This window comes from Streptomyces sp. NP-1717 (assembly GCF_022695985.1).
GTDB lineage: Bacteria > Actinomycetota > Actinomycetes > Streptomycetales > Streptomycetaceae > Streptomyces.
Map to the genome: position 1 here is coordinate 1 of NZ_JAAPBF010000086.1, position 13,254 is coordinate 13,254.

11 protein-coding genes are annotated in these 13,254 nt (G+C 68.5%); 6 read left to right on the forward strand and 5 right to left on the reverse strand.

Going from position 1 to position 13,254, the window contains the following annotated elements; translation table 11 throughout:
• The first annotated feature begins 2 nt into the window (after positions 1 to 2).
• Positions 3 to 956, forward strand: coding sequence for a diacylglycerol kinase family protein (locus GXP76_RS18670; protein ID WP_242572686.1), 954 nt, complete (start codon positions 3 to 5; stop codon positions 954 to 956).
• A 317-nt stretch (positions 957 to 1,273) separates the two neighbouring features.
• A complete protein-coding gene (locus tag GXP76_RS18675; RefSeq protein ID WP_004937597.1) occupies positions 1,274 to 1,531 on the forward strand; it encodes a WhiB family transcriptional regulator in 258 nt (85 codons plus the stop codon).
• Positions 1,532 to 1,760: 229 nt separating this feature from the next.
• On the opposite strand, the gene GXP76_RS18680 is transcribed toward GXP76_RS18675, so the two are convergent.
• Positions 1,761 to 3,254, reverse strand: a complete 1,494-nt coding sequence (locus tag GXP76_RS18680) for a PAS domain-containing sensor histidine kinase (RefSeq protein WP_242572707.1) — start codon at positions 3,252 to 3,254, stop codon at positions 1,761 to 1,763.
• 525 nt (positions 3,255 to 3,779) lie between these two features.
• On the opposite strand from GXP76_RS18680, the gene nagB reads away from it, so the two are divergent.
• Complete coding sequence (nagB, locus tag GXP76_RS18685) at positions 3,780 to 4,562, forward strand: glucosamine-6-phosphate deaminase (RefSeq protein WP_242572687.1); 783 nt, start codon at positions 3,780 to 3,782, stop codon at positions 4,560 to 4,562.
• Positions 4,563 to 4,647: 85 nt separating this feature from the next.
• On the opposite strand, the gene GXP76_RS18690 is transcribed toward nagB, so the two are convergent.
• From GXP76_RS18690 to GXP76_RS18705, 4 genes are all read right to left on the reverse strand, one after another.
• A complete protein-coding gene (locus GXP76_RS18690) occupies positions 4,648 to 6,183 on the reverse strand; it encodes a glycoside hydrolase family 3 protein (RefSeq protein ID WP_242572688.1) in 1,536 nt (511 codons plus the stop codon).
• A 6-nt stretch (positions 6,184 to 6,189) separates the two neighbouring features.
• Positions 6,190 to 7,092: a carbohydrate ABC transporter permease gene (locus GXP76_RS18695; protein WP_242572689.1), complete on the reverse strand. Its 903-nt coding sequence runs from the start codon at positions 7,090 to 7,092 to the stop codon at positions 6,190 to 6,192.
• On the reverse strand, positions 7,089 to 8,108 hold the full coding sequence (locus GXP76_RS18700; RefSeq protein WP_242572690.1) for a carbohydrate ABC transporter permease: 1,020 nt from the start codon (positions 8,106 to 8,108) through the stop codon (positions 7,089 to 7,091). Before GXP76_RS18700 ends, GXP76_RS18695 begins: the two co-directional genes overlap by 4 nt.
• Before the next feature lie 193 nt (positions 8,109 to 8,301).
• Positions 8,302 to 9,603, reverse strand: coding sequence for a sugar ABC transporter substrate-binding protein (locus GXP76_RS18705; protein WP_242572691.1), 1,302 nt, complete (start codon positions 9,601 to 9,603; stop codon positions 8,302 to 8,304).
• 280 nt (positions 9,604 to 9,883) lie between these two features.
• On the opposite strand from GXP76_RS18705, the gene GXP76_RS18710 reads away from it, so the two are divergent.
• The 3 genes from GXP76_RS18710 (at position 9,884) to GXP76_RS18720 (ending at position 13,243) form a co-directional block, all read left to right on the forward strand.
• The gene (locus GXP76_RS18710; protein WP_242572708.1) at positions 9,884 to 10,648 is read left to right on the forward strand and encodes a GntR family transcriptional regulator; all 765 of its coding nucleotides are present in this window, start codon (positions 9,884 to 9,886) and stop codon (positions 10,646 to 10,648) included.
• A gap of 187 nt (positions 10,649 to 10,835) precedes the next feature.
• On the forward strand, positions 10,836 to 13,040 hold the full coding sequence (locus GXP76_RS18715; RefSeq protein WP_242572692.1) for a carbon starvation CstA family protein: 2,205 nt from the start codon (positions 10,836 to 10,838) through the stop codon (positions 13,038 to 13,040).
• A complete protein-coding gene (locus tag GXP76_RS18720; protein WP_242572693.1) occupies positions 13,037 to 13,243 on the forward strand; it encodes a YbdD/YjiX family protein in 207 nt (68 codons plus the stop codon). Before GXP76_RS18715 ends, GXP76_RS18720 begins: the two co-directional genes overlap by 4 nt.
• Positions 13,244 to 13,254 lie beyond the last annotated feature (11 nt).

Below are 13,254 nucleotides of genomic sequence, written 5' to 3' on the forward strand. Positions count from 1 at the left end.
TTGTGGTCAATCCGGCAGCAACCACCACCAGTGCCCGCACACGCGACGTACTCATCCACGCGCTGGCCAGCGAGATGAAGCTGGAGGCGGTGACGACCGAGTACCGGGGGCACGCCCGGGATCTGGGGCGGCGCGCGGCGGACTCCGAGGACATCGAGCTGGTCGTCGCGCTCGGCGGTGACGGCACGGTCAACGAGGTCGTCAACGGCCTTCTGCACGGCGGTCCTGACCCCGACCGGCTGCCCCGGCTGGCCGTTGTGCCGGGTGGTTCGACGAATGTCTTCGCCCGCGCGCTCGGGCTGCCCAATGACGCCGTGGAAGCCACCGGCGCCATTCTGGACGCGCTGAGTAACCGGAGCGAACGCACTGTCGGTCTGGGACTCGCGGGCGGCACTCCGGGTACGGACGACGAATCGGTTCCCGCACGCTGGTTCACTTTCTGCGCGGGGCTGGGATTCGACGCGGGAGTGGTCGGCCGGGTCGAACAGCACCGCGAGCGCGGTAAGCGGTCCACGCACGCGCTCTATGTGCGCCAGGTCGTACGGCAGTTCCTCGACGAGCCCCATCGCCGGCGCGGCATGATCACCCTCGAACGCCCCGGCGAGCAGCCGGTCACGGACCTCGTGCTGTCCATAGTCTGCAACACGGCTCCCTATTCCTACCTGGGCAATCGTCCGCTGTACGCGTCGCCGGGCGCCTCGTTCGACACGGCTCTCGACGTGCTCGGACTGAGCAGGCTGTCGACTCCGGCGGTGGCTCGTTATGCGACGCAGCTGCTCAATTCGACCCCCGATCGGGGGCCGCACGGCAGGCACGCGGTTTCCCTGCACGACCTGACCGACTTCACCTTGCAATCGAAGGTCCCACTGCCCTTCCAGATGGATGGCGACCACCTGGGACTGCGAACTAGCGTGACGTTCACAGGCGTACGCCGTGCACTGCGTGTGATTGTGTGAGTGGAAGTAAGGAAAGTCCTTTCACTCGAACGTTTAGGCTGGCATCCACCCCATGGAAGTACGGCTGTGACCGAGTCGACACCGAGGAATCAAAAAAAACTTTCCTGAAGGGGTTGTATCCGCAGCCGAGGTTTGCGAATCTCTACATGGCGCTCGGGACGGCCCGCATCACCGGCCTCCGCTGAGCGCCAGAACCCCCTCCTCAAACCAGGACCACACCAGTTCATCTGGGAGTCGGCCCTTCCCTTGTCGGGGGATTCGTGAAAGCGTTCACATTCACAAGCAATCCGCACGTAACACCAAGAGAGGTAGCAGCCATGGACTGGCGTCACAACGCCGTTTGCCGCGAGGAAGACCCGGAGCTCTTCTTCCCCATCGGCAACACCGGTCCTGCGCTGCTGCAGATCGAGGAAGCCAAGGCCGTCTGCCGTCGCTGCCCCGTCATGGAGCAGTGCCTGCAGTGGGCGCTCGAGTCCGGCCAGGACTCGGGTGTCTGGGGTGGCCTCAGCGAGGACGAGCGCCGCGCGATGAAGCGTCGTGCCGCTCGCAACCGGGCGCGTAACGCGACCGCCTGAGCCCCCGCCACACCTTGAGCACGGCGGCGCGTACAGCGTGTACGCATAACCCCGCCCCCGAACCGCAGCGCGCAGTACCCCCCGATGCGCAAACGTCATAGAGCTTGAGGCCGAGCCCCGGACCGTCACCACGGTCCGGGGCTCGTTGCTGTGACAGCCGCGGTGAGAATGCTGTGAAGAACGGGCGGCCGGAACGCGGCGCACCGCCCGAAGGACGGGCGCGCGCCGGTTACTTGTGCGGCTCGACCGGGATGTCGAGGATCACACGTGTGCCCCGTTCCTGGCCGGGAAGCATGTCGAAACCGCCGCCCAACTCGCCTTCCACCAGAGTCCGTACGATCTGCAGACCCAGATTGCCGGCGCGTCGCGGGTCGAAGCCCTCGGGCAGTCCGCGCCCGTCGTCCTGGACGGTGATCAGCAGCCGGGCGTCCGAACGCCCCTCGCCGGCCGGGCGTTTGGGGGCGCTCCCGCCGCTGCGGACGGCGTGCACCTCAACTGTGCCGCGCTCCCCCGTCGCGAAGGCGTGCTCCAGCGCGTTCTGGAGGATCTCGGTCAGGACCATCGAGAGCGGCGTGGCCACCTCCGCGTCCAGAATCCCGAAGCGGCCCGTCCGGCGGACCGTCTTGCCGGGTGAGATCTCCGACACCATCGCGAGCACCCGGTCGGCGATCTCGTCGAACTCCACGCGTTCGTCCAGATTCTGGGAAAGCGTCTCATGGACGATGGCGATGGAACCGACCCTGCGCACCGCCTCGTTGAGGGCTTCGCGGCCCTGCTCCGAGTCCATCCGGCGCGCCTGGAGCCTGAGCAGCGCGGCGACCGTCTGGAGGTTGTTCTTCACCCGGTGGTGGATCTCCCGGATCGTGGCGTCCTTCGTTATCAACTCGCGTTCACGACGCCGCAGTTCGGTGACGTCACGGAGCAGGATCAGCGAGCCGATCCGGGTGCCCTTCGGCTTGAGCGGGATGGCCCGCAGCTGAATGACGCCGCCACTGCTCTCGATCTCGGTCTCGCGCGGGGCGTATCCGCTGGCCAGTTTGACCATGGCCTCGTCCACCGGGCCGCGCGCCGGGGCCAGTTCGTCGGTCGTCTGTCCGAGGTGGTGTCCCACCAGGTCGGACGCGAGTCCCAGCCGGTGATACGCGGAGAGGGCGTTGGGGCTCGCGTACTGGACGACGCCGTCGACGTCGAGCCGGATCAGACCGTCGCCGACGCGCGGCGAGGCGTCCATGTCGACCTGCTGGCCGGGGAAGGGAAACGATCCGGCGGCGATCATCTGCGCGAGGTCGGATGCGGACTGGAGGTAGGTCAGCTCCAGCCGGCTGGGGGTGCGGACCGTGAGCAGGTTGGTGTTGCGCGCGATCACGCCGAGCACGCGGCCGTCGCGGCGTACGGGGATGGACTCGACCCGTACCGGGACCTCCTCGCGCCACTCGGGGTCCCCCTCCCGCACGATCCGGCCCTCGTCCAGCGCGGCGTCCAGGAGCGGTCTGCGGCCCCGGGGGACGAGATGGCCGACCATGTCGTCCTGGTAGGACGTGGGGCCGGTGTTGGGCCGCATCTGGGCCACGGAGACGTAGCGGGCGCCGTCGCGGGTGGGGACCCACAGGACGAGGTCCGCGAAGGACAGGTCGGAGAGCAGCTGCCACTCCGAGACCAGCAGATGGAGCCATTCGAGGTCGGACTCGGTCAGGGCGGTGTGCTGGCGCACGAGGTCGTTCATGGAGGGCACACAGGGGAGCGTACCCGCGAGGTGAACCGGGACGATCCGTACGGCGTGGTGGTGGGTGGGGCCGGAAAATGCCCTCCCCGATCCATGGACAGATGAGAATGGTCTAGTCCACAATGCTTGGGTAAAGCTTCCGCCCTCCCCGCACAGGAGGACGGAACGAGGTAACCGGCGCTCTCTGCCCTGACTGCGTCGATACCTCCTCACGGCCCTCGCGGCCGTAGCAACTCCGGGCTGCGGTGCCGGACGGGCTGAGGGTCCCGTCCTGGCGCCGCGGCCCGTGGGTGTTTCCGGGCCCCGCCCGGCCCGCCGGCCGCGATCACCGCACGTCGCGAGCCTGCCGGGGCGCCCCCGCGCCGCCGGAGACGACCGGGCGACGGCGCTCACGAGGCCCTTACGAGTCCACCGCGCGAACACCTGCCCCCACCCGTGGAAGGAGCCGCGCCGTCGCCCGGCGCTCTGCTAGATTGGTCTATACCACGAGACTCAGAGGACTCTTACCAGATCGGCAGGCCCAGCGTGGAAGTTGTCATCGTCCAGGACGCCAAGGCGGGCGGCGAGCTCATAGCGGAGAGCATCGCGGGTCTGCTGCGCCGTAAGCGTGACGCCCTGCTCGGGGTGGCCACAGGATCGACCCCGCTGCCCGTCTACCAGGCGCTGACCGCCAAGGTGCGCGCCGGTGAGGTGGACGCCTCGGGCGCCCGCATCGCGCAGCTGGACGAGTACGTCGGCCTGCCGGCCGGGCACCCGGAGTCCTACCGCTCGGTGGTCCTGCGCGAGGTCGTCGAACCGCTCGGGCTCACCGAGGACGCGTTCATGGGGCCGGACGGCGCCGCCGAGGACGTCCAGGCGGCGTGCGAGGCGTACGACCGGGCGCTCGCCGGGGCCGGCGGTGTGGACCTCCAGCTGCTCGGCATCGGTACGGACGGGCACATCGGCTTCAACGAGCCGTGCTCGTCGCTGGCCTCGCGCACCCGTATCAAGACGCTCACGCGGCAGACCCGGGAGGACAACGCCCGGTTCTTCGACAGCCCGGACGAGGTCCCGCACCACGTCATCACGCAGGGCATCGGCACGATCCTGGAAGCCCGGCACCTGGTGCTGCTGGCCACGGGCGAGGGCAAGGCCGAGGCGGTGGCGCAGACCGTGGAGGGGCCGGTGGCCGCCGTCGTCCCCGCGTCGGCGCTGCAGCTGCACCCGCACGCCACCGTGGTGGTCGACGAGGCCGCCGCGTCCAAGCTGAAGCTGGCGGAGTACTTCCGCGCCACCTACGCGGCCAAGCCGGACTGGCAGCGCATCTGACGGACTCTCCCGGGACGCCGGGCGGACGAACGACGGAGGGGCCGCGGGTGCGGCCCCTCCGTCGTTCTCGTCACCGGTGCCGTGCTCAGGCCCCCCGGCCCGTCAGGGCCTCCGCCGCCGCGCGGCCGCAGACCCGCGCGGCTCCGTAGGTGGCGATGTGCGGGCTTCCCGCGGGCTCGGCGTGGTTGACCCCCATCTCCACGACGGCGGTGTCCGGACGGGCCGCGAGGATGCCGTCGAGGACGGCCGTCATCCAGGCGTGCCGGTGGATGTCGCGTACGACGGCGACGATCCGGCGCTCCCCCGCGGCGGCCAGCACCTCGGCCGCGGTGTTCTCGCCGCCGTAGGTGCCGGTCTCCGTGCCGGGCAGCAGCGCCGCCAGTTCGGCGGCGACGCCCCAGGGGGTCTCGTCGCCGACGGCGATGTTCGCGACGGGCGCGAAGGAGGCGACGTAGGGCGCCTCCTGAAGAGGTTCGATCGTGCCGGTGACCCGAAGGGCGCGGCGCGCGGCGATCAGCCCGATGTCGGTGCCGGCGCCGGTGCCCGTGCCGCCGTTGCCGGGCGCGGTCCCCTCCTGTACGGCCGCGCCCGGCCACGAAGCCCCCCGCACCCGGAGCGCCCAGTCGGCGAGGGCGCGTACCCGCGCCGCCGCGTCGGCCAGTCGCTCCTCGGGCAGTTCGCCTTCCCGTACCGCCGCGACCAAAGCGTCGCGCAGGCGCAGGACGGTCTCCTCGTCGGCCAGGCCGCCGCCGACGCAGATCGCGTCGACGCCCGCGGCGATCGCGAGGACGGAGCCGCGCTCGATGCCGTACGTCGACGCGATGGCCTGCATCTCGATGCCGTCGGTGACGATCAGCCCGTCGAAGCCCAGCTCCTCCCGGAGCAGACCGGTGACGATCTGCGGGCTGAGAGTCGCGGGGCGGTCCTGGTCGAGCGCGGAGAGCAGGATATGCGCGCTCATCACCGATTTGGAACCCGCGGCGATCGCCGAGCGGAAGGGCGCCAGCTCACGGGCGTGGAGGGTGTCGACGTCCACGTCGATGCGGGGCAGCGCGTGGTGGGAGTCGACGGCCGTGTCGCCGTGTCCGGGGAAGTGCTTGGTGCAGGCGGCCACCCCGGCGGACTGGAGACCTTCCACATAGGCGGCCGTGTGGCGGGACACGAGCGCCGGGTCGGCGCCGAAGGACCGGACGCCGATGACCGGGTTGTTGACGTCGGAGTTGACGTCGGCGGACGGCGCCCAGTTGAGGTTGACGCCGCACGCGGCGAGCCGGCCGCCGAGCTCGCGCGCCACGGCCCGGGTGAGGTCCACGTCGTCGACGGAGCCGAGCGCGTAGTTGCCGGGGAAGGACGAGCCGTCGCGCACTTCGAGACGGGTGACGTCGCCGCCCTCCTCGTCGATGGCGACGAGGACGTCGTCCCGCTCGGCCCTCAGCTGCGCGGTGAGCGCGGCCAGTTGGGCCGGCGAGGTGATGTTGCGGCCGAAGAGGCCGACGGAGGTGAGCCCCTCGCCGATGCGCCGCAGCAGCCAGTCGGGCGCCGTGGTGCCCCGGAAGCCGGGCTGGAGGACGGCGAGAGCGTCGCGGGTCAGGGTGTCGGAGCTGTGGGTGAGAGTGGTCATACGGCGCTATCCCTTTACTGCGCCGGATGTCAGACCGGTCGCCATCTTCTTCTGAATGATCATGAAGAACACCACCACGGGCAGCGCGATCAGGGTGGAGGACGCCATCAGCGCCCCGTAGTCGGTGCCGCGCTCGGTGGTGAAGGTCATCAGCCACACGTTGAGCGTGTACTTGGAGTTGTCGTTGATCAGGATGTACGCGAAAAGGTACTCGTTCCACGCGTTGACCAGCGCGAAGATCGACGCCGCCGCGAGGCCCGGGGCCAGCAGGGGGAAGATCACCCGCCGGAAGGCGCCCATCCGCGTACAGCCGTCGACCATCGCCGACTCCTCCAGCTCCACCGGGATGTTCACGACGAAGCCGCGGATCATGATGATCGCGAACGGCAGCGTGGACACCAGGTAGACGATGATCAGGCCCCAGTACTCGTCCAGGCCCCCCATCGCGTTGAGCTGCGCGTAGATCGGGATGAGCATCGCCGTGGGCGGCAGCATCTGTACGAGGATCAGCACCATCAGCAGCGCGCGGCGGCCGAAGAATCTGAACCGGCCGATGGCGAGCGCCGCCAGCGTCGCGATGATCATGCCGCCGACGACGGCGGTGACCGAGACGATCAGGCTGGACTGGACGGCGGTGGAGAAGTTCGGCTGGTCGACCGCGCGGGCGAAGTTGTCGAAGGTGAGCGACGACGGCCACAGCGTCTGGTCGTAGGAGCGGATCTCGTGGTTGGGCCGCAGCGAGCTGATGACCAGCCAGTACACCGGGAACGCCATGACGACGGCGAACAGCAGACCGAGCACGTCGTAGACGCCGCGGCTCTTCTTGCGGTCCGGGCGCAGTTTCTGCCCGACGACCGCCGGGGGCGTGGCCGGGACGGGCGCGGGCGCGGTGGAGGTTGAGGTGCTCATTCGACCTCTCCTGTCTTCATCAGCTGACGCAGGTAGAACACGGCCACGCCGGAGAGCAGCAGGACGGTGATCAGGGCGATCGCGGTGCCCTGGCTGAAGGAGGTGGACTCGAAGGCCTTGGAGAAGGAGTAGAGGCCGAGGGTCTCGTACTCCGGTTCGGGCTTGTTGCCGCGCAGCAGCCAGATCTGGCCGAACACGTTGAAGTCCCAGATGACCGAGAGCGTGGTGACCATGACGAAGACCGGGCGGATGACGGGCCAGGTCACGTAGCGGAAGATGCCGCGGACGTTGGCTCCGTCGAGGGCCGCCGCCTCCTCCAGTTCCCGGGGGACCTGGGTGAGGGCCGCGTACAGCGTGATCACGACGAACGGGACGGCGCCCCAGACGACCAGCAGGGTGATGATCGCGAAGCCCTGCCAGGGGTCGAGGAACCAGTTGTGGCCGAGGAAGTCCTCGCCGGCGACCTTGGCTATCAGGGTGTTCAGCAGGCCGTAGTCGGAGTCCGAGAGCCAGCGGAAGATCGAGGCGGCGACCATCAGGGGCATCGACCAGGCGGCGATCAGCGCCGCGGTCAGGGTCAGGCGCACCCAGGTGGACAGCCGGGTCATCATCATGGCGACCAGCAGGCCGATGGCCATGGTGAGGCCGACACAGACGGCCATGAAGAGGACGGTGCGGCCGGTGACGGACCAGAATTCGCTGTCACCGAGGATGTTGGTGAACTGCTCGAAGCCGACCCAGGGCGGCGGCTCCCCCGTCCACAGCTCGCGCCGGCCCATGTCCTGGAAGGACATGATCACGGTCTTGGTGAGCGGGAAGGCGTAGACGGCGGCGATGGCGACGATCGCCGGGAGGATCAGCAGGAACGGGAGGAGTTCGCCCTTCTTGCGGCGTCTCTTCCCGGTCGCCTTGACCGTCCCGTTCCCGGGGGCGGGCCGGCCGTCTGTCCCTTTCGGGTCACGCGGTACCGGGGGCGCCGGTGGTCCGGCGGCCTCCTGCGTGTCGGCAGCAGTCACGTGACTGACCTTCCGTTTCGTTCTCCGCACCGAATCCGCGCCCGAAAGGGCGGGGAGCGGGGCCCGGTGGTGACCGGACGCCCGCCCCCGCAGACCCAGGGGCCTCCGGGGGCGGGGGCGCCGGAGGCCCTGGCGTTCAGGACCCTTGGGCCGGGGACGTGTGTGGTTCGGGCCCCGGCCCGGGACTCCTGGGTCAGGACTCTTCGTTGATCAGTTCGTTGATCTTCGCGTCGGCTTCCTTCGTGGCGTCGGCCACGGAGTCACCCTTGAGGATCGACAGGAGCATGTTCTCCAGGACCTCCTCCTTCTCGATGGAGGTCCAGCCGGGCGCGATCGGGGTGAACCACGCGTCGGGTACGGCGTTGGCGATCGGAGCGGTCTCCGGCTTCGCCTTCAGCGGCTCCAGCTGCTTCTCGTTGTTCGGCAGGATGTTCTTGCCGGCGAGGACCTCCATGGACTTCTCGCTGGTGAACATCGAGACCCAGTCCTCGGCCAGGTCCTGGACCTTGGACTTGCTGGTGATCGCCAGGTCGGAGCCGCCGATGAAGGAGGGCAGCGCCTTGCCGTTCGGGCCGGGCATTCCGGCGGTGAGGATCTTGCCCTCCAGCTTCGGGTTGCCGTTGTTCTTTCCGTCGATGACGGAGCCCGACTCCCAGCCGTTGCCGTAGATGAGGGCCGCCTTCTCGTTGGCCATCACGTTGGCGTGGTCCTGCTCGTCCTTCGTCTGGTCGGCCTTGTTGTACTTCTTGACCAGGTCGATGAAGTGCTGGATGCCCTTCTGCGCCTCGGGCGAGGAGAGCGAGGCCTTCCACTCCTTGGCACCCTCGTCGTACGTGGCGATCGCGCCGTCGTACGCGGCGACGTAGGACATGGCGGCGTACCAGTAACGGCCCGGCAGGTAGAGGCTGGAGGAACGCTTGTCCTTCTTGCCGTTCTCGGCGGCGATCTTGTCCATCGCCGCGAGCATCTCGTCCTCGGTCTCCGGCAGCGTGTCGAGGCCGGCGCCCTTCTTGAGCATGTCCGTGTTGTAGATGGCCACGCGCGCACCGGCGTAGTAGGGCACGCAGTACTGCTTGCCCTCGAAGGTGCAGGTGTCCTTCAGTCCCTGGATCCAGGTGTCCGAGTTGTCGTACTTCTTGGGGTCGACCTCGGCTACCGCGCCGTTGAGGATGTACTGCATCGTCTCGGTGTTGCCGAGCTCGACGACATCCGGGAACTTGTCGCCGCCGAGGGCGGTGTCGAGCTTCTTGGCCTTGTCAGCCCACTGCTGGTACTGGACATTGACCTTGACGTTCGGGTACTTCTCCTTGAACTGCGCGTTGACATCCTTGACCAGTTCCGGCCAGGTGCTCTGCGCGTCCACCATCAGCCAGACGGTGACTGTGTCCTTACGGTCCTTCGGGTCCTTCGCCGAACCGCTGTCGTCCGATCCACACGCCGCGACCGAGAACATCATGCCCGCGACGCCGATCGCCGCGATGAGCTTGCGCTTCACGCCACCCTCCTCAGGGATTCCTGCAACCCCCTCCCCACCGCGAAGACTTACGACGAGTACCACCGGGGCTGGGACCTGGTCTTTAATGGTTTAGACCAGTACGGGGAGCTTGGCCTAGACCTTTAGGGGTGTCAAGGGTGTATAAGAGGGCTGTCGTGTCCGTTATCGGACCGACACCTGGATCGGGGAGACGACCCGCGACCGGACCGTGCCACCATGTGAGCCGCAACAGACGGAGGAGCCGGTGACGGCAGCAGCACAGGAGTCGGGAAGGCAGACGATGGCCACGGACGGGGGCGGCACCGAGACCGAGAACGGGGCGGCCACCCGTACCGCACGCGTGCCCAAGTACTACCGGCTGAAGCGGCATTTGCTCGACATGACGGAGACGCTGCCGCCGGGCACGCCGGTGCCGCCGGAGCGCACGCTGGCGGCCGAGTTCGACACCTCGCGCACCACCGTGCGCCAGGCGCTCCAGGAGCTGGTCGTGGAGGGCCGGCTGGAGCGGATCCAGGGCAAGGGCACCTTCGTGGCCAAGCCCAAGGTGTCGCAGGCGCTGCAGCTCACCTCGTACACCGAGGACATGCGCGCCCAGGGCCTGGAGCCGACCTCGCAACTGCTCGACATCGGCTACGTCACCGCCGACGACACGCTCGCGGGACTGCTCGACATCACCGCCGGCGGCCGCGTGCTGCGCATCGAACGGCTGCGGCTGGCGAGCGGCGAGCCGATGGCCATCGAGACCACACACCTTTCGGCCAAACGCTTCCCCGCGCTGCGCCGTTCGCTCGTCAAGTACACCTCCCTCTACACGGCGCTGGCCGAGGTGTACGGCGTGCACCTGGCGGAGGCCGAGGAGACGATCGAGACGTCACTGGCGACACCGCGCGAGGCGGGGCTGCTGGGGACGGATGTGGGCCTGCCGATGCTGATGCTCTCGCGGCACTCGATCGACACCTCCGGGGAGCCCGTGGAGTGGGTCCGCTCGGTGTACCGGGGCGACCGGTACAAGTTCGTGGCGCGGCTGCGCAGACCGACCGACTGAGTCCGGCCGGCCGAACACCGATATCGGCGTAAGCCCACGTCAAAGGGCATGTTCGGGAACCGACGCAGGAGTACGGAACGCACACCGTTGCCGTACCGATATGCGGACGGGGGGTGACGCGTGCCGAAAAGGTCCCCTAGATTTCCTGCGAGTTTCAGCAGGTGATCCAGTGAGGGGACGACTCGCCATGCCAGAGCCGGCACAGCCAAGTTCCGCACCGAAATCGTCCGGGCGTCTCACGCCGAAGTCGGTTGTCATATGGGCGCTCGTCGCTCTGGTGGGCGCGGTCGGCTGGGGGGTCCTCGCGCTGTCGCGCGGGGAGGAGATCTCCGCGGTCTGGATGCTGGCCGCGGCACTCGGCTCGTACGCGATCGCCTACCGCTTCTACTCCAGATTCATCGCGCGCCGGGTCCTGAAGGTCGACAAGACCCGGGCCACGCCCGCCGAACGGCTCGACAACGGCGTCGACTTCCACCCCACCGACCGGCGCGTGCTCTTCGGACACCACTTCGCCGCGGTCGCGGGCGCGGGACCGCTCGTGGGACCGGTGCTGGCCGCGCAGATGGGCTATCTGCCGGGCACGATCTGGATCGTCGCGGGTGTCATCTTCGCGGGCGCGGTCCAGGACATGGTCACGCTGTTCTTCTCCACGCGCCGCGACGGCCGTTCGCTCGGCCAGATCGCCCGTGACGAGATAGGCCCGTTCGGCGGCGCCGCCGCGCTCATCGCGGTCTTCCTCATCATGATCATCCTGCTGGCGGTACTGGCACTGGTCATCGTCAACGCCCTCGCCGACTCGCCGTGGGGTGTCTTCTCCATCGCGATGACCATCCCGATCGCGCTCTTCATGGGCGTGTATCTGCGGGTGATGCGGCCCGGCAAGGTCAGCGAGGTCTCGCTCATCGGCGTGGCGCTGCTGCTGCTCGCGATCGTGGCCGGCGGCTGGGTCGCCGAGTCCTCGCTCGCCGACACCTTCACGCTGGAGGCCGGCACGCTGGTCATCTGGATGATCGTGTACGGCTTCCTGGCGTCCGTACTGCCGGTCTGGATGCTGCTGGCGCCGCGCGACTACCTGTCGACCTTCATGAAGGTCGGCACGATCGCGCTGCTGGCGATCGGTGTGGTCGTCGCGATGCCGACGATGAAGATGGACGCGGTCACGGAGTTCGCGAGCCGCGGTGACGGTCCCGTCTTCGCCGGTTCGATGTTCCCGTTCGTCTTCATCACGATCGCGTGCGGCGCGCTGTCCGGTTTCCACTCACTGATCTCCTCGGGCACCACGCCGAAGATGGTGCAGAAGGAGACCCAGATCCGGATGATCGGGTACGGCGCGATGCTCACCGAGTCGTTCGTCGCGATCATGGCGATGATCACGGCGTGCATCATCGACCCGGGTCTGTACTTCGCGATCAACTCCCCCGCCGGGGTCATCGGCGGCACGGTCGAATCCGCCTCCCAGGCGGTCGCCAACCTCGGCTTCACGATCTCGCCCGACCAACTCGCCCAGGCGGCGAAGGACGTCGAGGAGTCGAGCCTGCTGTCCCGCACCGGCGGCGCGCCGACCTTCGCGCTCGGCATGGCGGAAATCTTCTCGTCCGTCATCGGCGGCGCGGGGATGAAGGCGTTCTGGTACCACTTCGCGATCATGTTCGAGGCGCTGTTCATCCTGACGACGGTGGACGCGGGCACGCGCGTCGGGCGCTTCATGCTCCAGGACATGCTCGGCAACGTGTACAAGCCGATGCGCCAGGTCAGCTGGAAGCCGGGCGTCTGGTTCGCCAGCGCCGTGGTCGTCGGCGCGTGGGGCTACTTCCTCTGGGTCGGCGTGCACGACCCGCTGGGCGGCATCAACCAGCTCTTCCCGCTGTTCGGCATCGCGAACCAGCTCCTGGCGGCGGTGGCACTCGCGGTGTGCACAACGCTGCTGGTGAAGTCCGGCCGGCTCAAATGGGCCTGGGTGACGGCGGTTCCGCTGGCCTGGGACGCGGCGGTCACGCTCACCGCGAGCTGGCAGAAGATCTTCTCCGAGGACCCGAAGGTCGGCTTCTTCAAGCAGCGCGAGGTCTACCAGACGGGCATCGACAACGGCGAGGTGATCCCGCCGGCGAAGTCGATGGACGACATGCACACGGTCGTCACCAACTCGACGGTCGACGGCGTGCTCTGCGCGCTCTTCGCGATCCTGATCATCGTCGTGATCGCGGACGCCGGACGGGTCTGCTACAAGGCGATCCGCCACCCGGAGAGCGTGAAGCTCTCGGAGACGCCGTACGTGAAGTCGGAACTGGTCGCACCGGCGGGCATGTTCGCGACGAAGGAGGAGAAGGCGGAACTGGCGGCGGCGGAGACGAAGGCGTCCGCCGGGGCGGGTGCCGGGACGGGCTCGTCATGACCTCGGCGGCGAAGGTACGCCACGCGGTGGGCCGGATCCGCTGGTACGTACGGGAGTTGACGGGCGAGTCGGCGTACGACCACTACCTGGCCCACACCCGCGCCTGCGACCCGACGGCGGAGCCCCTGACGCGCCGCGCCTTCGAACGCGACCGCATGGACGCGCGCGAGGCGGACCCGAGGGAAGGGTTCCGCTGCTGCTGAGCGTTACGGCT

Coding starts and splice junctions, on each gene's coding strand:
- GXP76_RS18675 (WP_004937597.1), top strand. CDS start 1,274: ATGGACTGGCGTCACAACGCCGTTTGCCGCGAGGAAGACCCGGAGCTC.
- GXP76_RS18680 (WP_242572707.1), bottom strand. CDS start 3,254: ATGAACGACCTCGTGCGCCAGCACACCGCCCTGACCGAGTCCGACCTC.
- GXP76_RS18690 (WP_242572688.1), bottom strand. CDS start 6,183: ATGACCACTCTCACCCACAGCTCCGACACCCTGACCCGCGACGCTCTC.
- GXP76_RS18695 (WP_242572689.1), bottom strand. CDS start 7,092: ATGAGCACCTCAACCTCCACCGCGCCCGCGCCCGTCCCGGCCACGCCC.
- GXP76_RS18710 (WP_242572708.1), top strand. CDS start 9,884: ATGGCCACGGACGGGGGCGGCACCGAGACCGAGAACGGGGCGGCCACC.
- GXP76_RS18715 (WP_242572692.1), top strand. CDS start 10,836: ATGCCAGAGCCGGCACAGCCAAGTTCCGCACCGAAATCGTCCGGGCGT.
- GXP76_RS18720 (WP_242572693.1), top strand. CDS start 13,037: ATGACCTCGGCGGCGAAGGTACGCCACGCGGTGGGCCGGATCCGCTGG.